The 22169-nt window shown below is 49.5% G+C and carries 17 protein-coding genes and 4 pseudogenes; 9 read left to right on the forward strand and 12 right to left on the reverse strand.

Annotated features, from left to right (window positions below; translation table 11 throughout):
- The first annotated feature begins 489 nt into the window (after positions 1-489).
- From ltrA to tnpA (CVV65_RS17400), 3 genes are all read left to right on the forward strand, one after another.
- Entirely contained in the window at positions 490-1812 is a 1323-nt protein-coding gene (gene ltrA / locus CVV65_RS05405) for a group II intron reverse transcriptase/maturase (protein ID WP_100667280.1), read from the forward strand.
- A gap of 158 nt (positions 1813-1970) precedes the next feature.
- Positions 1971-2294: an IS66 family insertion sequence element accessory protein TnpA gene (gene tnpA, locus CVV65_RS05410; protein WP_100667281.1), complete on the forward strand. Its 324-nt coding sequence runs from the start codon at positions 1971-1973 to the stop codon at positions 2292-2294.
- 211 nt (positions 2295-2505) lie between these two features.
- Positions 2506-2622 carry an IS66 family insertion sequence element accessory protein TnpA gene (gene tnpA / locus CVV65_RS17400; protein WP_407928391.1) on the forward strand — a complete coding sequence of 39 codons (117 nt, stop codon included), beginning with the start codon at positions 2506-2508 and terminating at the stop codon, positions 2620-2622.
- A gap of 27 nt (positions 2623-2649) precedes the next feature.
- Here the strand turns inward: tnpA (CVV65_RS17400) and CVV65_RS17080 are convergent.
- From CVV65_RS17080 to CVV65_RS17525, 6 genes and pseudogenes are all read right to left on the reverse strand, one after another.
- A pseudogene (locus CVV65_RS17080) lies at positions 2650-3596 on the reverse strand (IS256 family transposase); the annotation flags it as partial.
- A 239-nt stretch (positions 3597-3835) separates the two neighbouring features.
- Positions 3836-4075, reverse strand: coding sequence for a hypothetical protein (locus CVV65_RS17515; RefSeq protein ID WP_100667284.1), 240 nt, complete (start codon positions 4073-4075; stop codon positions 3836-3838).
- 245 nt (positions 4076-4320) lie between these two features.
- Positions 4321-5100 carry a hypothetical protein gene (locus CVV65_RS05435; protein ID WP_100667286.1) on the reverse strand — a complete coding sequence of 260 codons (780 nt, stop codon included), beginning with the start codon at positions 5098-5100 and terminating at the stop codon, positions 4321-4323.
- Positions 5101-5209: 109 nt separating this feature from the next.
- A pseudogene (locus CVV65_RS17520) lies at positions 5210-5625 on the reverse strand (IS256 family transposase); the annotation flags it as partial.
- A 370-nt stretch (positions 5626-5995) separates the two neighbouring features.
- Positions 5996-7234 (reverse strand): hypothetical protein, encoded by a 1239-nt coding sequence (locus CVV65_RS05450; RefSeq protein WP_100667289.1) that lies wholly within the window; start codon positions 7232-7234, stop codon positions 5996-5998.
- 448 nt (positions 7235-7682) lie between these two features.
- Positions 7683-8070: pseudogene (locus tag CVV65_RS17525) on the reverse strand (IS1634 family transposase); the annotation flags it as partial.
- A gap of 745 nt (positions 8071-8815) precedes the next feature.
- On the opposite strand from CVV65_RS17525, the gene CVV65_RS05470 reads away from it, so the two are divergent.
- The 5 genes from CVV65_RS05470 to CVV65_RS05485 all read left to right on the forward strand — a co-directional run bounded on the left by CVV65_RS05470 (position 8816) and on the right by CVV65_RS05485 (position 14855).
- A protein-coding gene (locus CVV65_RS05470) for an IS3 family transposase (protein ID WP_100667292.1) occupies positions 8816-9929 on the forward strand; the annotation gives its coding sequence in 2 pieces (ribosomal slippage) (positions 8816-9085 and positions 9087-9929; 1113 coding nt in all).
- Between the two features lie 371 nt (positions 9930-10300).
- Positions 10301-12244 carry a DEAD/DEAH box helicase family protein gene (locus CVV65_RS05475; RefSeq protein ID WP_100667293.1) on the forward strand — a complete coding sequence of 648 codons (1944 nt, stop codon included), beginning with the start codon at positions 10301-10303 and terminating at the stop codon, positions 12242-12244.
- A complete protein-coding gene (locus CVV65_RS16510; RefSeq protein ID WP_133121228.1) occupies positions 12244-12447 on the forward strand; it encodes a hypothetical protein in 204 nt (67 codons plus the stop codon). The genes CVV65_RS05475 and CVV65_RS16510 overlap by 1 nt, the downstream gene beginning before the upstream one ends.
- The gene (locus CVV65_RS05480) at positions 12428-14362 is read left to right on the forward strand and encodes an AAA family ATPase (RefSeq protein ID WP_100667294.1); all 1935 of its coding nucleotides are present in this window, start codon (positions 12428-12430) and stop codon (positions 14360-14362) included. Before CVV65_RS16510 ends, CVV65_RS05480 begins: the two co-directional genes overlap by 20 nt.
- A gap of 7 nt (positions 14363-14369) precedes the next feature.
- Positions 14370-14855: a hypothetical protein gene (locus tag CVV65_RS05485; RefSeq protein WP_100667295.1), complete on the forward strand. Its 486-nt coding sequence runs from the start codon at positions 14370-14372 to the stop codon at positions 14853-14855.
- Positions 14856-14951: 96 nt separating this feature from the next.
- On the opposite strand, the pseudogene CVV65_RS05490 reads toward CVV65_RS05485, so the two are convergent.
- The 5 genes and pseudogenes from CVV65_RS05490 to CVV65_RS05510 form a co-directional block, all read right to left on the reverse strand.
- Positions 14952-16083 (reverse strand): annotated as a pseudogene (locus CVV65_RS05490) (IS256 family transposase).
- Between the two features lie 287 nt (positions 16084-16370).
- Positions 16371-16655 carry a hypothetical protein gene (locus CVV65_RS05495; RefSeq protein WP_100667296.1) on the reverse strand — a complete coding sequence of 95 codons (285 nt, stop codon included), beginning with the start codon at positions 16653-16655 and terminating at the stop codon, positions 16371-16373.
- A 129-nt stretch (positions 16656-16784) separates the two neighbouring features.
- On the reverse strand, positions 16785-17441 hold the full coding sequence (locus CVV65_RS05500; RefSeq protein WP_100667297.1) for an ATP-binding cassette domain-containing protein: 657 nt from the start codon (positions 17439-17441) through the stop codon (positions 16785-16787).
- A gap of 58 nt (positions 17442-17499) precedes the next feature.
- The gene (locus CVV65_RS05505; protein WP_157935393.1) at positions 17500-19707 is read right to left on the reverse strand and encodes a stage II sporulation protein M; all 2208 of its coding nucleotides are present in this window, start codon (positions 19705-19707) and stop codon (positions 17500-17502) included.
- 183 nt (positions 19708-19890) lie between these two features.
- Positions 19891-20112: an uberolysin/carnocyclin family circular bacteriocin gene (locus CVV65_RS05510; RefSeq protein ID WP_100667299.1), complete on the reverse strand. Its 222-nt coding sequence runs from the start codon at positions 20110-20112 to the stop codon at positions 19891-19893.
- A gap of 122 nt (positions 20113-20234) precedes the next feature.
- Between CVV65_RS05510 and CVV65_RS05515 the strand changes: the two genes are divergently transcribed.
- The gene (locus CVV65_RS05515; RefSeq protein WP_100666696.1) at positions 20235-21380 is read left to right on the forward strand and encodes an IS630 family transposase; all 1146 of its coding nucleotides are present in this window, start codon (positions 20235-20237) and stop codon (positions 21378-21380) included.
- 203 nt (positions 21381-21583) lie between these two features.
- Here the strand turns inward: CVV65_RS05515 and CVV65_RS05520 are convergent, their stop codons facing one another.
- Positions 21584-22000, reverse strand: a complete 417-nt coding sequence (locus tag CVV65_RS05520) for a PH domain-containing protein (protein ID WP_100667300.1) — start codon at positions 21998-22000, stop codon at positions 21584-21586.
- Positions 22001-22169 lie beyond the last annotated feature (169 nt).

The raw sequence follows: 22169 nt of genomic DNA on the forward strand, positions 1-22169 counted from the left end.
CACAACTTGCCGGTGCAAGTCCGGCCGAGGTAGGGGCCAGACCGCCTCGTAGCTAGCAGGCATCTGGTGGTGAGAGCCTAAGGGTGAAGCCCTGCGAAAAGCCCGGATGGGTGAAGCAAAACTGCAGGCCGTAACATGAAGTGAATCCTGCCGCATCGTTAATTTAGACCCGAAAGGGACAAGAGGAAGCCGAGCCGCGTGTGCACCGGCGAAGGCCATGGAACGTGTGAAGAATCTGGAAGGGCAGCACGGAAAAATCCTCCGGTGTAGAGGAAGCGGCATGTAGTGACAGTTGTGCCTGGAACTAGGGAGGCCCTACCCCGCACGGCGAATGCCGTAAACGGTGACCCTATAAGCCCTACAAGGTGAAATGGTGAACCGCGGGGAGGGAGTCGGAGAGGGTGGTAGTACCAAGGAACGCAGGACAACACAACCTGCAGGAGGAAAGCACCCTTACTTTGTTCGCGGGTTCAATGGAGGTAAGAGCGAGTGAATGCAGAAAACACTGCTAACTACACCAAAGACAAAGTTCGAGAACTCCAGAGGACCCTCTACCTTGCTGCGAAGGCGAATCCCAAACGTAGGTTTCATGCCCTGTACGACAAGGTATACAGAATCGATGTGCTGTGGGAAGCATGGAGACGAGTGAAGGCCAACCGGGGCAGTGCCGGGGTGGACGGCGTCACCATCCGTCATATCGTCCAGGGGTACGGCGAGATTCGGTTTGTGAGGGAGATCCAGGAGCTCCTCATGAAAGGTAAATACCGGCCGATGCCGGTGCGAAGGAAGGAGATACCCAAGGCGGACGGCAAGACCCGACCGCTTGGGATTCCGACCATTCGCGACCGGGTCGCACAGATGGCGGCAAAAATCGTGCTTGAACCCATCTTCGAAGCGGACTTCAAGGACTGCTCGTTTGGGTTCCGACCCAAGCGTAGCGCCAAAGGGGCCATCGATCGGATCCATCGGGCGGTGAACTGGGGAAAAGTGTACTGGGTGGTAGACGTGGATATCACGGGCTACTTCAACAACATCCCACACGACAAACTGCTCAAGCTCGTGGAGCAGAGGATCAGTGACAGGCGGGTGCTGAAGCTGATTCGGAAGTGGCTAAAAGCCGGATACATGGAAGAAGGCCTGTTCCATGAAACGGAGATCGGCAGCCCGCAGGGCGGGGTGATCTCGCCGCTGCTGGCGAACATCTACCTGAACTACCTGGACACGATATGGGAGAAGCGCTTTACCCACTTGGGCACCCTGGTGCGGTACGCCGATGACCTGGTCATTCTGTGCGAGAAGAAGGCCCACGCACTGGAATCGGTGAAGGTGCTGAAAGCCGTGTTCAACAGGCTTGAGCTAAGCATAAACAAGGACAAATCTAAGCTGGTGGATCTGTGGATTGGCAAGCCAGGGTTCGATTTCCTCGGGTTCCATCACCAACGCATACCGGTACTCCGTAAGGGAGGCAAGGTAGCGCACGTTCTGCGCAGCTACCCGTCCAAGAAGGCCATGAAGAAGATGCGGGCCAAGGTACGGGAGGAGTTAGCGCCACGGAATCGGCTGTATTGGAGTCCAGCACAGGTGGTGGCAAACCTGAATCCCATCATCCAAGGATGGAGGAACTATTATGGGAGTGTCGACCCAGGCATGAGCCGCAGGTTTCTGAGCAAGGTGGACTGGCACATCAATCGGCGACTGATTCTGTACTGGCGCAAGAAGCACAAACGCAACCGGATGACGCCGACGGAAATCGTTCAGTTCTTCCGGTCCATTGGGCTGAAAACGGTAAGCGGGTATGGGCAGGGGCTATAACAGCGCAAGGTGAAGAACATCGGAAAGCCGTATGCGGGAAAACTGCACGTACGGTTTGATGAGGAGGGGCTGGGTCCCCCAGCCCTTCACTCTACCGTAGCTACTCCCCCCTGTTGTGCGAGATAATCCTCCCACAGGCTAATCAGGGAGGGAGTCACATGACCAAGGCGGAGTTGGCGGAACTTCGTGAGCTGTGGCGCACCCGCGTGGCCGATTTCCGCGCCAGCGGGCAGACCGGAGCCGCATGGTGTGCGGCTCACCAAATCAAAGAGCATCAGCTTTGGTATTGGGTGAGCAAGTTTAAGACAGAGGCACCCCCGCAATCACAACCCCATTTTATCCCGGTCCGTGTCCAGGATGTTCCCGAGTGCGCGGAGATGGCCCTGTCAGTCCGTGTTGGGCCCGCCATCATCGAGGTCAGGCCCGGTTACGATTCTGACTTGTTGCGTGATGTGGTGCGCACACTGGCGTCCCGATGTTGAATCCTATTTTCCGCATGTCATATTTTGTCGAATGATGGTTTTTTAAGCAGTATAGGAGGAAAACGCACAAGAACCTCCGAATTCTCTCTGTACCAGGATTCGGAGGGGAGAGACATGCAACTTCCGGGTAAGCGTAAAATGGCACACACGTAGCTACTCCCCCCTGTTGTGCGAGATAATCCTCCCACAGGCTAATCAGGGAGGGAATCACATGACCAAGGCGGAGTTGGCAGAACTTCGTGAGCTGTGGCAGACCCGCGTGGCCGATTTCCGCGCCAGCGGGCAGACCGGAGCCGCATGGTGTGCGGGCTTGTCCCGGTCGTCGTAGATTTTCGTGACGGCCTTTTTCTGCAATTTACGCGGTTATGGATGTTTCTTCCTGCTGTGGTTGGGGGTGTAGACATTTGTGTAATGCGTCGATGAGCAGCGGGATTTGGCGAAATCCCTTGACGGTCCGGAATTTCTTCTCCGCCTCGAGAAAACCCGCAGCTGCCCAGCGCAGCACCTGTTCCCCATTCTGCCAGCGCTTCACGTTCCGACTCGCCATACGCACCTTTTCATGTGCCGATTCAATCGCATTCGTCGATCGCAGTGCCCCCAGCAAGAGTTCCGGAATACCCAGTCGGATCACGGTCACGGTCTCTTCCATTCCCTCCCGCAAACTGGCTGCAGCCCCTGGATACGCCTTCTCAAGTTGCGCCGCCAATCGCTACAGGGCCGCCAGCGCCTCTTTCTCAGTCTCCTGACGCCACGCCTCCCGCAGTTGCCTCTTGACCCAATCTCGCTGTTTCTCCGGCAGGTGCTCCAGGACATTGCGCTCTTTATGCACCTGACACCGCTGAACCAGCGCCGTCTCTCCAAACACGTCCCGCACCGCTGCACGCAAGGCCTTACTTCCGTCGATCACCACCAGGATCCCCTCGTCGGTCCTCAGTCCCCGGTCCACAAGGTCTGTCAGCAGCGCCTTGCACACAGCCGCGTTCTCGGTCGCTCCCTCCCAGACGCCCAGGATTTGCTTCTTTCCTTCTGCGTCAATGCCCCATGCAGCCACCACGGTGTGTTCCGCCATGACGATCCCGTCGATGACCAGGGCCACGTACCGGCGGTCATCCAGGCGCCGCTGCATGAGCTTTTCCAACAGCTTCTTCGTGGCGGCGATGAAACGGCGGCTGACGGCACTCTTGCTCGTGCCGGACGTTTCCACCTCGCTACCCACCGGTTCAAGACCAAACGCTTAGTTTCGGGTCGACAGGCCATGGATCATCGTTCCAAGGCAGCCTGGGTCAGGAGCGTTGGATCCTGATGTTTTCGCTCGACTCTGTTTGAGCCACTCCGATCGCTTGAGAGGGAGCCGTCAAGCTTCCAGCTGGGCTGGCGCCCTTTACATGGAGAAAGGGGCATGATAGGCTCTTTGCCTTGCGAAATCCCTTGGAGATCGCGCTTTCGCAATGAATCATGCCCCTGGAGGCTCCATGTCAAGGGCGCCCATATGTGGATCAAGCTTTCCCTAAAGTGGCTCACCTTCAGGTAATCAGAATGGCTCAAAACGAAGATAGCAAACACACCTGAAACGCCTGGTAGGTCTCAAGCGGGATTTCGTGGCCGTCGACACTGCGTACTCGAATTTTCTCCACAGCCACCTTCCGGCCTCCCAGGATCACCGAGCCTTTCTCCTTGCCGTGTCGAACGGCCATGCGCTCCGGATTATGTTTGCCTTTCCACCAATGCCTCGACTTCCTCCTAGCATCATCTCGCACAATTTGGTGTACCCTTGATTTCATAAGTGGCGTTCTCCTTTCTTCGTTGTGCCCAATCCCGTTATACCAAACGGGTCCAGGAGACCGCCACCTTCAAATTTCCACGAAACTTGTGACAACGCCCACTTGCCGCTTCAATCCCCCGAACAGCAAACGCCGCCATCAATGTGAAAAGCCATGTAACCACCGTCAGAATCCAAACGTATACTAATCTAACATCAAATCTGTCTCGAGCACGCACCCACCCATCTCCTCCCGATAAAGGCTCCTCATACCTCTACCAGCTCCTTAAGTTTCTCTTTCACAGGATCAAACGCTGTATCTCTATGTAACAGTGAGTAGCCTGGATGATAGGTACGGTATGTATGATACGGAAGAACTTGATGAGACAAACGAACCAATTGGTTTTGGTGAAATCCGTCAATCGGGTGAAACGCCAGTGTATCCCCCAATAATCTCTGATTCCGAAAGGTTTTTTTGATTCGTTCGTCATAGGCGTATCCTGTTAAAAAGAGAACGACATCGGGCTGAATTGCTTCAATCGTCATCGGCAATACATTGAACTCGCTATGCAGTAACTCTTCCAGATTTGACGGTGGACGACCATTCATATAGTCGAACGGGATGAGTTGTGCATTTAAAAAGGCATCGTCACCGTCATCAGGTGCAACTGCTCGAAATAGTTCTCGGCTCCCTCTCCAAAACGGTGTATGATCCCATTTGCGGTTCAGACGAAAGTCCTCATACATCCACTGGAGATACTGGATTATTTCCTCCCGCTGAACATCAGTATCTGCGTAACGAAAGTGATCCAGGGTCTCGTAGAATGATCCCCACCCGTTCGTTTCTTTCCCGACGATGAATACCTTTCTCCTTGCTTTCCGATATGCAGGCAGACATTTAATCACGAAAGGATTGGACAACTTTCGAATATCCTGTTCGTCAAGTGATTTGACGGCACGAAACATCCGCCGCCACCATTCATTGTATGTAGCCTGCAAAGCTAATTCCATCCTGCGTTCTTTTTCAAATACTTCAAATTCCGACACTGCTCACCCACCCTTCCGTGGTCATATTCTATGATGGTTTCTTTGGCCGTTTTTCTCTCACTGCCAAGCACTTAGAAATAGGGTAAGCGTCAAACGACGCCGGTGGCGGTAGGCTTTTGGGCACGCCAAATAGACCCCACGCATAATTTTCGGGTCGACAGGCCCGTGGATCATCCGCTCCAAGGCAGCCTGGGTCAGGAGCATTGGATCCTGAAACGCCTGGTAGGTCTCAAAAGGGATTTCATGGCCTTCGACACTACGTACTCGAATTTTCTCCACAGCCACCTTCCGGCCTCCCAGGATCACCGAGCCTTTCTCCTTGCCGTGTCAAACGGCCTTGCGCTCCGGATGATGTTTGCCCTTGGGGCCCACCAATGCTTCGACTTCCTCCCGCATCATCAACTGAATGACTCGAAATCCGGTTTGAACCCCTAGGGCCATGAGTCCTTCCCTCGCTGTTTCCATCACGTCCAGAAGAGACAGTTGGATGGTCAACTGCTGAGAGGCGTCGAGTGCAGAAAACAGTCCCTGGTCATCTCGCACAATTTGGTGTACCCTTGATTTCATAGGTGGCGCTCTCCTTTCTTTGTTGTTCCCAATCCCGTTATACCAAACGGGCTCAGGAGACCGCCACCTTCAAATTTCCACGAAACCTGGGACAACGCCAATATTGTTCCTCGAACCCCTTGTGATTGGGTTTGAAGGCTTTGTTCGTATTTGTGAGAAAGAGAAATGGCTTGTTTTCTTTTCCTACCTCTTCAAGGGAAAGGATCTGACTCCCTGGCGGAAGCGCATTGTACCTGCTCTTCTTGGATTGAGTCAAGGAGGTGCTTTAGATCATGTATATTCATCCGGAAGAAAGACCCCCGGTCCATAAGAGACCGGGGGATTGATTTTATTGATAGTCTTCGGGTTTATATTGGCTCCAGTCCCAAGGATGATAGCGGTCGAAGTCTGTAAGGTATCGGTTGAAATTCGACGGAGTGGCTGGGATGGAAGCCGGTTTCGTCTTTAGGATAAAGGCGTGGTTATACAAATCAGCATAAAGAATTTCGTTATCACTCATGGCCCAATCCAGGATTCCTTGAACATCCGGGAACTGGGTTTGATCGTACATTTTCTGAATGCCATCTCCTGTGTCTTTAAAAATCCCATCCGAGTAGAGATACCAGAAGGTTCCATTATATACCTTCGGGTGCCAGAACTGAAAGTACGCAATGCTCTTGTCCACGTACAACTTCCGAGGCGTGAATGGGACGGCGGGCTTGACATTCTCTGCTGGGAGTCTCTGTTTATCGATACCATTTAGATCCATACCATAGATTCGGAAATGTCCATCGGGAATGAGAAATTTGGAGTCAGATATAGGATAGACGAGAATTTCACTTCCTTTCTCATACCAGTCGGTTAGACGGCTATCCACTTCTGCCATAACCCCAAGACCATTGCCTACATCCAAAATTTCCTCTTGTCCAGTATACTTGTTGATCCGCACAATGGCTTCCCAGTGGTCAGTCGGTGCTCCAGTATAGGGATCTTTGCTGTCACGGGCAAAATAGATGTAATCCCCCTTCACAACCGGATTGGGGACAGCCGCGTTCATTACGTAGTTGTATAACGTTTGGCCATTGTATGTAATGAGCGGATAGTCCTGAGGATCGTTAAAGAAATAATTTGGATCCCCGAGATCCAGTCGGAGGAAGGCATAGGATTTGTAGAGGAGTTTCAGTTGTCCCTCCTGCACATTGTAGCTCATCATGACTGCGTAGCCTTTTCCCCGTCCATGGGTATCCTCCGGCGCGAATACATATCCGCCAAAGTAAATCGTCCCATTGTCATAGGCCATGTATCCGGGTCGATATGTATGCGGGTCGATGCTCGGCGGCCAATCAAGGTTCTGTACATCGGCCAAGACCTGCTCTTTTCCTCCGTCAAGTTGGACCAGACGGGTTTCATCAATCCCATAATAATGGCCGTCTCCCATGATGACGCGCCAGGGCCAGGTAGCCGGCACCTTCCAGACCGTACTGGATTGATCCAGTTGGGGAGCGCCATTATCGGCTTTAACGGGTACTGAACTGCCAAAACATACTGTGATGATCCAAACCAGAATGACAGCCGTGATCTTTCTCATGACATCTCCTCCCTATGTTTGTTCTCCGTAAGTTTATCACAAATTAAAAAATCCTACATGAATTATCTGGGATTTAAATCGTGATGGTCACGATTTCGCTATCACTGTAGTTTTCGTTGGTGTCCCAGGTACGAATAAAGATTTGGTAGGATCCAGGTGGAAGATCCAGTGTATATTGATTTTGGCTGATGATGCCGACATTTAGTTTTTGGTTTGGGACAACGGTCCCATAATAAATCTCGTATCCCCTCGTGTCAGGGGATGGAGATGGGTTCCAGGTGAGGAGTTTTCGGTCCTCCCCAATGCTGATTAATGTCTGGCCCGTATATGCGCCCATCAGATTTCACCACAGTTTTATGAGTCGGAAAATAACTGTATCTCCAGGTTGGACAGGCTCTTGAAATGTTACGGTATACATGTTGGTTTCCTGATAGTCCTGTCCGCATACCAACACACAGACAAAAATGTGGCCTCGTACCCGCTTCTCGTTCCAGTGATAGACAGGCCCCACGTCGAGGAAGTTCTTGATCTGTCAAAACGCCCGCTCAATCCCCATCAGCGTTTTGTAGGACAACACCACGTCCCCGGCCGGGAAGGTCGTGTTCGTCCGAATCAGGAACTTCCCGTCCCGCAGAGCCTCCTTGGCAAGGGCCCCTTCGCCCCGTGCGTACGTCAGTACGCCGTCCTGGTAGGCACGTGGAAAAACGCCTTGACCCTTTTTTCGTCAACAGATCCGCCACCTTGAGCATGACGCCTTTATTCGCCGGCTTGCGCCCGCGCCTTGTCTGTATCAACCGCTCCGCCAGGGCCAGAAGTCCCGCTTCCGCCTCTGCGAGCTCAAAATCTGATGCAATGATCACAGGTGATGATGATTGGGTACCTCTGAGGATGCTGTTGACCGCAGTATCCTGATAGACAGAGATACCCTTTTCCTTTCCCGGATTAATAGACATTGTATCCGTCAACTTCTGGACCGGTAATCCCGTCAGCATTCGGCCATTATGGAATAGCGGTAACACCTGGGTAAAGGATTTCTGAGCGTGACCAAGGCCAGTGAGAGGGTGAGGAGCATCGTTGCCAGCCTGGGTATTCCAATGCCGTCCAAAACGATCTGGGTTTCGGAATCTGGGCGTGTGCGGAAGATGGACTAGCCCCGGACAATAGACACATGGCCAGCGATATACGATTTCCGGCCCCGCAGGCATGCGGGGCTAAAGCGCGTGTGGTACAAACTGGAGCTTGCGAACCCGCGTCAAATCAAGGGTATTGTCAAACTTGAGTTGAACGCGTTTTATACCGACGAAGCGGGGCCAGCTTCGTTCATTATGACTAGAGTAACTGTTCAACACAAACCTATTTTCATCCTTCAGATGGTGCCGTTCCTGCGGCATGGGGTCATTAGACCTTTGCATGCTCTGTTCATGATTTATTAAATTCCTTTCGAAGCAAAGTGTAATATAATATGGATGATACTTCTAACACAAGTCTTAGAGTGACCGAATACGTTTCCTTATAGTCTACCATCAAGTATAATGGACCCAAGAAACTGGACAATAAGAAGGGAGATTTTAAGGTAGGTCCATGACGCGAAAAAAGTATGATACTGACTTCAAAACCAAAGTTGTCCTGGAAATTCTCAAAGAGGAAAAGACGCTCTCGCAATTGGCATCCGAATATGGCGTTCACGTCAATCAACTCCGCCAATGGCGGGATATCGCCTTGGAAAACTGGCCACGAGCGTTTGAACCCGAGAATAAACAGCTGGCCAAAATTCGTGCAGAATATGAAGACAAGATCCAAGAGTTGTATGCGGAGGTCGGTCGCCTGAGCACACAATTGTCTTGGTTGGAAAAAAAATCTCGCCTCGCTCAGTCGAGAGGACAAGTTGGCTCTCATCGACTTCCAAGAACGTGAACTCCCCCTCGCCGTTCAGGCCAAGCTTCTGGGCTTGAACCGGTCCAGCCTGTACTACAGGCCGGTCGGACCGTCCGAGGAGGAGGTGAGGCTCAAACACCGGATTGACCAAATCTACACGGAGCATCCTTTTTATGGATCCCGACGCATCACGGCCATTTTACGCAGCGAACATTGGACCGTCAACCGCAAGGCCGTCCAGCGTCATATGCGGGAGATGGGGATTGCCGGCATCACTCCGGGTCCCAATTTGAGCCGGCGCGCCCAGGCACACCGGGTGTATCCCTACCTGTTACGCGGCTTGAAGATCGAGCGTCCGAATCAGGTCTGGGGCATCGACATCACGTATATCCGCATGGCGCATGGCTGGATGTATCTGGTGGCGATCCTGGACTGGTACTCCCGTTACGTGGTCAGCTATGAGCTGGATCAAACCCTGCATATGGATTTTGTTCTGAAGGCCTTGGATCAGGCCCTCGGGCAGTGGACGCCGGAGATCATGAATAGCGACCAGGGAAGTCACTTTACCAGCCCGAAGTACACGGACGTACTGGTGAATCATGGGATTCAGATCAGCATGGACGGTCGGGGTCGAGCCCTGGACAACATCTTCACCGAGCGCCTGTGGCGGAGTCTGAAGCAGGAAGAGGTGTATCTTCACGACTACCAAACGCCGAAACAGGCTCGGGAAGGGATCGCCAGATACCTGGAGTTCTACAACCACAGGCGTCCGCACCAGTCCCTGGGATATATGACGCCGGCCTCCGTGTTCGGCCTCTAGGGGGGCCCCTCCACAAAAGGGGGGGATCCTCCTGCCAAGAACGAGCACCAACGACGAAGGGGGGCTCCTCCAATCGAGGGATGATCCAGAAATGGAAAACAGGTCCGGCGTCCATATCCAAATTCAGGAATCCCAACACACTTTAAAAAGGGCCAAAAAAATGTCTTGACAATGGGGTCCACCTCAAAGTTCCCTGCATTTACCGAGATGACAGTTTTCCGGGTCTAGGACGACATTCAGCAGTCCGTTGTCAACAGGTTGTTCAATCTTGGAGCATGGTAATGTATTTAATAAGAGCTATGAAATCTGTGAAAAGATGTTGCCGTAGGTTGCAGAGCAGGTGGGTGTAGAAACTAGCGAGGGGGTATGGTATGGATAAGCAGAGACTTAGGGATCTGGAGTATCGCACTTATTACGCCAGTGGTCAGCACGACCTACTGAATGAGTTTTATCTTCCCTGTCTTAGGTTAGCAAGTAACTACGATAGAGCAGTCGGGTATTTTAATTCATCCATTCTAATACCGATCAAACCTGGATTGGAGGCTATTGTTAAGAGGAGTGGTAAGATACGCATTATGGCAGGTGCGCAATTGACAGAAGAAGATATTTCGGAAATACGTAAAGGATATCATGAACGAGAAATTCTGAATGCTCACCTCGACAAGATTTATACTGAGCTACAAGAACGTGTCGAGCATGATCCTGACATAGCTAATCTATGTTGGTTGATTAAGAATGACATTTTGGATATTCGAATTTCAGTTCCTAATGTTGCTTATTTGGAGGAGCGAATTGGAGAGCTAATAGCACCTGGTATATTCCACGATAAGATTGGAATCATTTCAGATGCATCGGGAGATTATGTAGTCTTTCTTGGTTCGAATAATGAGTCTATAAATGGTTGGGCCAGAAACATAGAGTCATTTGAGGTATACTGTAGCTGGGATACATCTGTTTCAGCGCGAGCGTTCGAACGTCACAAGTATTTTGAACGTCTGTGGGAAGGCACTCTACCTGGCGTTCGAACTTTCGAGTTCCCGGATGCATATAAAAACAAACTTATAGCGATCGCTCCACCTGAATTCCAATGGGCATCAAAAGGCAGCTCGCAGTCTTGGTTTACATTTGTAAATAATAAATGGCGTCATCAGGAAGAGGCAATTGCTAAATTCTTGTCTTCGCGTAACGGTATCTTGGAGATGGCAACGGGCACAGGGAAGACAAAGACTGCCATCGGAATCTTGAACCAATTACACAGTAAGCAAGAAATTGAAAAGGCTATTGTTACTGTTCGTGGTACTGATTTATTGGATCAATGGAGCAGTCAGTTGGTCCTAGAAACAAATCTTGCGGTCTATCGGCATTACGAGAGTTTCAGGGACATAGCGAGATTTATAGCAAGCTCGGGCAACAGTGTATTAGTTATATCAACTGATTTCTTGATAGAAAATATCCACTATATTGCCGGTGGGATAAATCCAGAAACCACAATCATTATTTGCGATGAAATTCACGGTTTTGGTTCGAGTAGCACCGTCAAAGCGCTTAAAGGTCGAATCCGTCCGTTTAAATATCGGCTCGGATTAAGTGCAACACCCGAGAGAGAGTATGACGAAGAAGGCAATAAGTTCATTATGGAAGAAATTGGGCCGGTTATCTTTGAATTTAGACTCGAAGATGCAATCAAGCGTGGGATACTTTGTGAGTTTGATTATTTTCCCCTATTATACGAGTTAACCGATGAGGATCGCGACAGAATTCATAGGCTGATTGCGGCTCACAACGCTCGGAAAAAGTCGGGAGAACTTGTTTCGGATGAGGAGCTCTACAGGCAATTAGCTCAGGTTCGAAAAAATTCATTAGCTAAAATACCTATCTTCGAGCGATTTATTAGGTCGAGGCACCACATTTTGGATCGTTGTATCATTTTTGTTGAGACCCATGAATTTGGAACACGGGTACAAGATCTATTGATTCGATACAAACCGGAATATCACACTTATTTTGCCGAAGACGATCGGATAAATCTTCAAAGGTTCGCGAGGGGAGAGATCGATTGTTTGCTAACAAGCCAAAGGATTTCTGAAGGAATCGACATTCAGTCTGTGGACAACATCGTGCTATTTACGGCTGACCGATCAAGACTAACGACCATTCAGCGCATTGGTAGAAGCCTCCGAATAAATCCGAATGCTCCTGACAAGCGAGCCGGAGTTGTGGACTTCATATGTACTGACCGCAAGGACGATAACACGGACTTCCGACGAATGCAGTGGCTAAGTGAATTGTCGAAAATTAGGTGGGAGGGTCGCTGATGAGTTTGGCATTTGATCTTCGTGCTGTTGTTGAACAGGTGTTAAGCGGCGCAGGACAATCTGAGGAATTTTGTTTTCGGTTATACAAGCTGTTGGAAAACTATATTGTAAATAATTGTACCGATGCTGATATCTTAGATGTTATAGAGAGTATTGCGACATGGGAAGACGAGGTGTCCAGAAATGCAAATTCGACTACATGAATGGAGGTACACTAATATCCGAGGTATCGGATCGCTGGAAGTCAATTTGGAGAGACAGCCTAACGAAGTTTACCCAATTACCCTTCTGATGATGCCAAATGGTACAGGTAAGACTACGACCATGAGCTTGTTACGAGCTATCTTTTCTGGTGAAGCTGAGCAGTGGAGTCCTCAACAGGTACGTGACTTTAGCCCTGGACCGGAATTTCAAAATGGTGAGTTTCGAGTAGCGTGGTCTGTGGCAGATGAAAACAAGATAAAAAGATATGTGGTATCGCTAAAGTTAGACTATAGTAATGGCATTGCTCGGTACATGACTTCTACAACTGGAGAAAGTGGCGGGTTGAGAGACGGTTGGGATCCTCCAAATTTGTTGAAACCATTGTTGACGAAAGAGTTCGTAAGAATGTTTATATTTGATGGTGAGGTTGCTTCAGACATTCTAGACAACAAAAAGAACGACGCAGAAGGGGCTATTTCGGATCTATACCATCTAAATAAGTTGGATGAATTTAAAACAGAGGTAGACAAGTTGGTTAGTAGGAAGCAGCAAGAGAAGGAATCGAAGGGAACCTCCCATCACATTTCTAGACTACGAAACAATGTTGACAGTCTAAGAGGTACTTTGCAACAGTTACAAACGAAGGAATCTAAGTTAAGAGAAGAACTTGAACAAATGGAAGTACGAGTAAACGAGTTGGAGGACTATATCCAAGAGTATCTCTCTAAAAATCAAGAGTTAAAAAAAGAGGAGGAGAGAATTAAGAATGAACGGGATGCTCTGAGCTTAGCTTTATCAAACACTGTGCAACAAACGCTAGAAATTTTGAGACAACCTCATTTAGTTAGTGAACTGTTTTCAAAAAGATTGAATTTCCTCGCTTCAAGTATGAGGGAGCTTAGGCTACCAAAATCGACTTCTAAGCAGTTTTTTGCAGAACTCGCTGAACAAAAATACTGTGTGTGCGGAAGGCCTATTGGAGAACAAGAGAAGAAGGTAATTCTGACCCAAGCCGAAGAGTATTTAGGAGAAGATGAATTCGGCGTTATGAATGCTATAAAATCCTCCATAAATGACCTGACTAAGCAAGAAGCGTTACTTCCGGATCTTGTAAATCGTCTATCCGGTTTACTTGAGCGCCGTGAAGAATTAGATAGACAATGGGTTCAAAATCGTACGTGGTTGGAGAAATCAGGTGACGACCAAATAAGGGAATATATTGTCGAACAGACGCATCTAGAGGACAGAATCAAAGATATAAATCACGATTTAGAATTATTAACTACAAACGATCCATCGAAACAGCACGGGAATGATTTGAATTGGAAAAACAACATACCGATTTGCCGGGACGAGTTGGAGGAGGCACAGCGCCGCCTTAGAGTGGTGACCGACACAGCTCGATTAGTGTCTCAAGCGAATCTCCTTAAGGACTACGTCGACTCTATTAAGCGTTTCGCGCTTGAAAAACTTAAAGAGAAAGTGAAGAATCGAACAAACAATAAGATTGATCAAATAATTAAAAACGATTCTCTCAGAATAAAGAGCATAAATCGATATCTAATGCTGGAAAATAAGTCCGGAGCAAGTGTCGGGCAAACACTTTCAATCGCTTATGCATTCCTGGCATCTCTTTTCGAAGAGTCCTCATATGAGTTCCCCTTTGTCGTGGATTCACCAGCGAACTCGTTAGATCTTGAAGTTCGAAGACATGTTGCCCCTATACTTCCTCAAATATTTAAGCAGGTAGTTGTATTTCTTATATCAAGTGAACGAGAGGGCTTTGTAGAGAGCTTTTATGAAATGGAAGGGGGCGTACAGTTCCTTACCATATATCGTGGCAATAACGGAGAAGTGTTCAACTACGAGGGACGGGAGATATTCTCCAAATTTCAAACAACTGTTGAGGGGTGAAGATATTATGACAGAGGGAACAACGGAAATTCCGCAAATTCGAATAGGTAGATTTAAGGAACCTAAAGGAGCAGAAGCATATTTTTCTCGACTTAAGTTAATTAGTAGCACACCGAAATTTGACAAGTATTATATGTGTCTTCTTCTCGGACTTCAGGAGCGCATTCTCGGTGATGAAAGCGATGTTGAAAGTGGTTATTTTGTTGACTCATATCCGGGTCCGTATGCAACGCAAGCGGACATAATTGCAGCGTTGCTCATCGAGGCGGAGTTGGACAGGCAAGGACTTATGTTATCCGATGTTCAAGGCGTTGAAAGGTTAATGAGAAGAATTCTTAGTCCTTATTCTTCAACAAGGCTTAGTGTGGACGGTATAGATTTATTGAACCGTTATGCGGCAGGGGGGTTTAGTCTTCTTAGACAGGATATACCACCTACTAATGATGTGGCTACATTTTTTAAGCTGTACTGCAAGATGCTCATTGAAAGATGAACCAAACTCGTACGTAGGCTGATTTGTTTCAGGAGGATGACGGAGTAGAGGTTGTCCCGGTCGTCGTGGATTTTCGTGACGGCCTTTTTCTTCAATTTACGCGGTGATGGATTTGTTTTCCTGCTGTGGTTGCGGATGTACACATTTGTGTAATGCATCGAGGAGCAGAGGGATTTGGCGAAATCCCTTGACGGTCCTGAACTTTTTCTCCGCCTCCAAAAATCCTGCAGCCGCCCAGCGCAGCACCTGTTCCCCATTCTGCCAGCGCTTGACGTTCCGACTCACCATCCGCACCTTCTCATTGGCTGATTCGATCGCATTCGTCGAGCGCAGAGTTCCCCGAAGCAGTTCCGGAACTCCCAGCCGGATCACGGTCACGGTCTCTTCCATCCCCTCGCGCAAACTGGCTGCTGCCCCTGGATACGCCTTCTCAAGTTGTGCCGCCAAGCGCCGCAGGGCCGCCAGTGCCTCTTTTTCGGTCTCCTGGCGCCAGGCCTCCCGCAATTGCCTCTTGACCCAATCTCGCTGTTTCTCCGGCAGATGCTCCAGGACATTGCGCTCCTTGTGCACCTGACACCGCTGAACCAATGCCGTCTCTCCAAACACGTCCCGTACTGCGGCACGCAAAGCCTTACTCCGTCGATGACGACCAGGATCCCATCATCGGTTTTCAGTCCCCGGTCCACAAGATCGGTCAGCAGTCCTTTGCACACTGTCGCATTCTCTGTCGCTCCCTCCCAGACGCCCAGGATCTGCTTCTGTCCCCCTACGTCAATCCCTAATGCCGCCACTACGGTGTGGTCCGCCATGACGATCCCGTCAATAACTAGCGCCACGTACCGGCGGTCGTCCAGGCGCCGCTGCATGAGTTTTTCGAGCAGCTTCTTCGTGGCGGCAATGAAACGCCGGCTAACGGCGCTCTTGCTCGTGCCGGAGGTTTCCACCTCGTTTCCGACCGGCTCAAGACCAAACGCATAGTTTCGGGTCGACAAGCCATGAATCATCCGCTCCAACGCGGCCTGGGTCAGCAGCGTTGGATCCTGAAAAGCCTGGTAGGTCTCCAGCGGGATTTCATGACCGTCGACGCTGCGTACCCGAACTTTTTCCACAGCCACCTTCCGGCCCCAAGCATCACGGAGCCCTTTTCCTTTCCGTGTCGCACAGCCTTGCGCTTTGGATTGTGTTTCCCTTTGGGGCCCACCAAAGCTTCGACTTCCTCTCGCATCATGAGTTGAATCACTCGAAGCCCGGTTTGAACCGCCAAGGCCATGAGTCCCTCTTTCGCGCTCTCCATCACGTCCAGTAGCGACAGTTGGAGGGTGAACTGCTGAGAAGGATCTAGTGTCGAAAACAGGCTCTGGTCATTTCTCACAATTTGATGTACCCTTGATTTCATAGGTGGCGTTCTCCTTTCTTGTTGTGCCCAATCCCGTTATACCAAACGGGTTCAGGAGACCGCCACCTTCAAATTTCCACGAAACCTGGGACAACGCCAAGCGCCCAGCAGCCCCCCCATCAACGCACTAGAAAATAAGAGACAAGGTCTATCAACATGGCAAGTGTGATGAATACCTTGATCCGCCGTACCCAAAGATTAGAAACGGATTTCGAGACGTTGATGAGGATCCAATAGAACACAACGAATATACCCGCAACGGTGATTTTGTACATCATCGGATGGTCGTGCAGGAAAAGCATTTGTCCCAAAAACGTGTTTGAGCCAATTTTGAGTCCAGCTGCCACACAACCAAGAGCAACCAGACCTACACCAATTGCGGCCAACGTGCGATAATCCTGCACGGAATTGTACCTCCTCAAGTAAAAAATAATCTCTCTCCTTAGCGTGCAACCTTTTGAGTAATGGCCTTGAAACTGCTTCTGCCGCTTGTTCATAGACAGTGGTTCTGATAAGGCCTGCTTTATGCCTTATCAAATGGGTTGCTGCGCCAACCGTCCATTTTCCAAAAGCATCGTCCGAGTGGCAATCTGAGTGCTAACATCACGTACATGGGAGGTAAAAAGCACGGCGGCACCGTTTTCTGCACGTGTTCGAACCATCTCTATAGCCACATTTAATGAAGCTTCGTCCAGTGGGGCAAATGGTTCATCAAGAAGAAACACTCGGGCCTCGCGGCCGAACATACAAGCCCAGAACAATTTATATCGCATGCCTAACGAATAGTCCTGAACAAGGATATCCAACGCGTCGTTTAACCGAAATCTCTCCGCAGTCTGAGCAAAGTAAGGACAAAACTGATCTTCAGGCATAGCAAAGAGATGCCGAAAAAAACGAACGTTCTCCTTGCCGGTCAGGTAATCAAATAAATACGGGTTTGCCTGCAAATATACGAGATCAGCCAGCCATTCTTTTCGCTTCGGGCCGATAATAGGCTGTGAATGATACAGGACTTCTCCCTCCTTGGGCATCAATAGCTGGGCAATCAAGCGAAAAAGAGTGGTTTTTCCGCTGCCATTTGCCCCTTGTATCCAGAGAATATCCCCTTCCTGGACATCAAGAGAAACATTCTGCAGCACTGGTTGATTGGGTTCGTATTCAAAAGAGACCCCCCGTAGTTGCAACATCATGTGCCACGCGCCCCCTGATAGCGAAAGTTTCTCCTCCGCTTTAAATCGATTCAACACCTTATAAGCCGAACTGGGCTTCCATGAACGCTGCAATCACAAACAGTATGACAGCGATCACAATCATAGGAACCACTTCTTGAGTTACCATAGAACGCAATGCTTGCAACGACCGTGTCCGTTTCGCATGCAGGATTGCAGACCATACCATAAAGGGTATGACAGCGGACAACAGCGTTGCAGGAATCTCGAATATGGCGTGAGGAAGAAAAGCCTTCCAGATGAGATCCAGGCGATCCTTTTGTTCCAGGATTTCAACTGCTATACCGGCGACAGCACCATTCAACCCGAGCAGAAGCAAACTGACCACACCGTAACTTAAACTACCCAGCACAATCATTAACGCCATCGTCTCCAAGTTATGTACGAGATAGGTTAGAGCGGTTATCCCAGGATTACGTATTTCTGGCGGGGTCCACTTTCGCTCAACCAGCATCCCAATCAAGAAGGAACTTATATATATACCTATCATGATGAAAATCTTGCTCTTTTGCGCAAGCCATATGGAACCCATTCGACCGTATAGATGGTCTCCCAAAGCAGAACTATAAGTGTAGCGTTCCCCTTTTGGCAAAATAACTGCTAGTAAACCAGCCGATAACAGCATCACCCCCAGAAATGTCGAGTATTCTAAAGTAGCATTCAGGTGATGATCATTGAACAAATATGCCGTGAGAAATAACAATACAAACACGGTAGAAAGCAACCGCCTGGGGACTTGGTACAAAAATTGGAAGAATTTGGTTTCCATCGTAACCAATTGGATAGAAAATATATTTGGATAGTCAACTCGGTTCAAAACGAACATCCATGCACCCGAGAGCACGGTCACAAGGAGATAAATGAGCCACAGCCCGATCAGCCCGGTTATGGCGTGCAACCATTCGAATCCTACCGAGAAGGCACCGATCAGGAAAATCAGACTCAGCTCAAGGAGCAACGGGAAGCCCAGTACTCCCAGTAACGCGATTTTGGCAATCTTCATTTGCCTTACGCTCGTATTTGGCGAGAGGTTTAATAAATCAACTTGTCGCAGTTCACTGGAGGGGTAAAGAATTGGAAAACTCCACAGCATAAACCACAGGCTTTGGTAAACCGCATATAATGAAATGGCCCAGAAAATCAGCACAAACGCTGACAGATCCTTTAGAGACCAGGATACTACCGAAACTGCCACCGCTGAACTGATAGATGGAGGCAACCATAATTCCGTCCGCAGTGGAAACTGGGTCCGATTTTGGAACCGTTGTATCCACAATAAATCTCGCCAGATAAACGGATTCCGAGGGAATAAATGCCGTGCCAACAGATGATACAACCTGAACAGAACATCGGGATCACCGACAGTCACCACATCGCTCTGAGCCGCCCTCATTCTGTAACGAATGCCAACTACGATGTACAAAGCAAGGAAAGTGCAGAAAAACGCAACTGATAGCCAGCCAAGCCATTTGTGGTGAATAAACATCTCCCAGATGCCGGATAGGGAACTGCTAAACCTGGCTCTCAAAGCTTGTGGAAGAATCAACCATGCATGATCGGACCGAAAAATAGATACGGAAATAGGATGATCCGCAAAATCCGTCAAGACTTGATCGGAAACAAACCACAACAAACCTGTTACGACTGTCAAACTGATTATGTACAAGACCGGAGGCATTCGATAAGGATTCGCTGCTGGCCCATACACATGACGGTACAACGTCCAAAGATAAACTCCGGAAACAACTGCAATCCATAAAATTGCGATCCCGAATCCCAAAACCAGATTTCCAGTAACGTCCAGAATAATTGCAACCGACACAAATTGAAGCCCAATATGACGTATCCAGAAACACGCCGTTTCGCCCAGCAGCCACGTTATCGTCAAGTCTTCATCAGGCCAAGGTGATTGTTTGAGGATATCCCGCAACGGATCATTCCTTAGTCGCTCCACATCCCTTCTAGCCATAGTACTTGGCATGTACAAATTAAACAACAGTGCAAGACCGGCTAGAACCCACCAACCTGGAATGCCACGGGATCCGAGTACGAGGTATGCAATCATGACAAAAACCGAGTTTTGCAGCACAACGGCGACTGTCCAAACTACCCAAGCCGGTACAGCGATACCAAAGATCTCTTTGAGCTTTAACACCACAGTGGCAAATTCCTGGCGCGTCTGATTCAGGACCATTATCCGTACGATTTCCCAGCGCACCCACTTCATAGGTGCCCCCTTATCCAAAGTTAACCGAGCACTCTTCTCTTGCAACATCACTTTTTGTTAGGCTGCCTCCCCGAGTAACTGATTCGGCAGGTTGCGTCCGACAGTCAGGCAGTTCGACGTCCCTGTTGCACGTCTGGCTACCCCACCGTCGGACAAGCTGCCGAGCCTACTTCCATGAGATTACTACCACGCTATTGCTTGAAGCCAAAGATTCCTCTTGAGGTAGTTCAATACGACCGCAACAATGTAGTCTGCTGAGGCCGTCCAAACCGATAGGCTACCCCCGGATAGAATGGTAGTAATAATACTCATCGTGATAATCGCCCAACCAAACTGGTTAATCAACGAAACAATCTGTTGAGCAACCCAATTGCCAACACCTAGAAAACCCATCAGATCAAACACCAAACCACCCACCTCGCTGAAATTTGTCCCTACCTAGTAGATCGTTTCCCTTGTTTCGACAGCATTTGCAATCGACATATGATAGGGTAAGGTGACGATACGTGTAGAAATGAGGGAGCAGAATGCCGGGGCGTGTCTATCGAAAGTTGCATCCAGAAATTACACTGACGGAAGAGGAACGAATGCAGTTGGAACGCATTCGCCAATCCCGCTCGGAAAGTGTTCGCCATGTCCAAAGAGCGAGCATCCTTCTCCTGTGTGCGGACGGACAGAACAAGGCAGCCATTGCACGGGACTTGGGCATGAGCCTCGTTGCGGTCAACGGAACAATCCGCCGCGCTCGGAAAGTGGGCGTCTTGCAAGCCTTGGATGATCTGCCCCGCTCCGGTCATCCGGAGGTCATCACCCCGGAAGCGAAGGCTTGGCTGATCTCCTTGGCTTGCCAAAAGCCGACGGCCCTTGGATACCCGCACGAAGTGTGGACGTACAGCCTGCTGGCGCAACATGTCCGTGCACATTGTGAGGAGGCGGGACACCCGTCCTTGGCTCGCCTGGCGAAAGGAACCATCTCAAAAATTCTGAGAGCACAGGACATCCACCCTCACCGCATCGAATACTATCTGGAAAAACGCGACCCTGAATTTGACGCCAAGATGGCTGAGGTACTGGCGGTCTACCAAGAGGTGGAGATCTTACGGGAGGCCGGCGACCCGCAAGCTCCTCTGAAAGCCATTCTGTCATATGACGAAAAGCCAGGCATCCAGGCCATCGCGAACACGGCACCTGACCGACTCCCTAAACCGGGAGTGGGAGGAACGCTTCAGCGGGATCACGAATACGTCCGGTTGGGGACGCTCAGTGTTCTCAGCGGGATTGATCTTGTAACGGGCCATGTGCATCATTCGTTGTGCGAACGACACCGGAGTGCGGAGTTCATTGAGTTTTTGAAGGTGGTCGATGCGTACTATCCGCCCGGTGTAGAGATCCACATCATTTTGGATAACCACTCTGCTCATACGTCCAAGCAGACCCGAAGCTATTTGGAAAGCGTGCCGGGCCGTTTTACATTTGTGTTCACACCGAAACACGGTTCTTGGCTCAACATCATCGAATCTTTTTTCGCCCAAATGAGCCGGACTGTTCTGCGGCACATCCGGGTGAACTCGAAGGAGGAACTGCGGGAACGGATTGAACAGTACTTGGATGAACTCAACAAACACCCCGTTCCATTCCGATGGCGCTATGGGCTTCAAATGGTCAGAGAGTGACAAAACCTTTCAAGCATGTCGAATTATGCGGTGAACAGTTTTTCGGAAACGATCTACTAGTGGTGCCCCTCGCGAAAATAATCGAGAGATAGTACAGATATGGAAAACAGGACCGGCGCTCAAATTCAAACTGAGGAATCCTTTACCGCAAAAGGAAAAATGGTACAAAATTTTTTGCCAACGGGCCATCTCAAGTTAGCGGATTATAAAACTCCACTAAACTCTATATCTTCGTTTCTCTTTCGCAATTCGTTGAGGAATTCCGGCTCATTCGATGGTGAGACAAGAACACGTCGACCGCTTTTGAGCACAATCGAAAGTCTGTTTCGTGCAAGTGCGGGCGCCGCCGTCGCATCACGAGTACGAAACACTGCATGAATTTCCCAGTATTCCACTTTCCTCTTGAATGGTCCTGAAATAATTGCCAAGGAATCAGCACTAAATTCGTAGTAAGTACACAGAGAGATCCACAGAATAAACCCATCAAGGAGCAGGAAGCCGATCCAGGGGAGATATGCCCTCTTTAACGCAAATATAACAGTAAGCGCAATGCAACACACAAAAATCGGTATAACAAGCCCATAGAACAGGACATCCCTTCTACTTGAAAACCGTTTCATCACTGCACTTCCTTCCTTATTGCCACTTTTATGGATAATATTCCAGAGACCCTCGTCAGCGCAACGGCTTAAGGAGTGGTGACAGACCTCAAAATTATTTCGACTATCCACATACTTTCACCGATGTCGGTTTGCCAGCAGGCAGGTGGAACAGGCGGCGAAAACCCGC

The organism is Kyrpidia spormannii (genome assembly GCF_002804065.1).
GTDB classification, from domain to species: domain Bacteria; phylum Bacillota; class Bacilli; order Kyrpidiales; family Kyrpidiaceae; genus Kyrpidia; species Kyrpidia spormannii.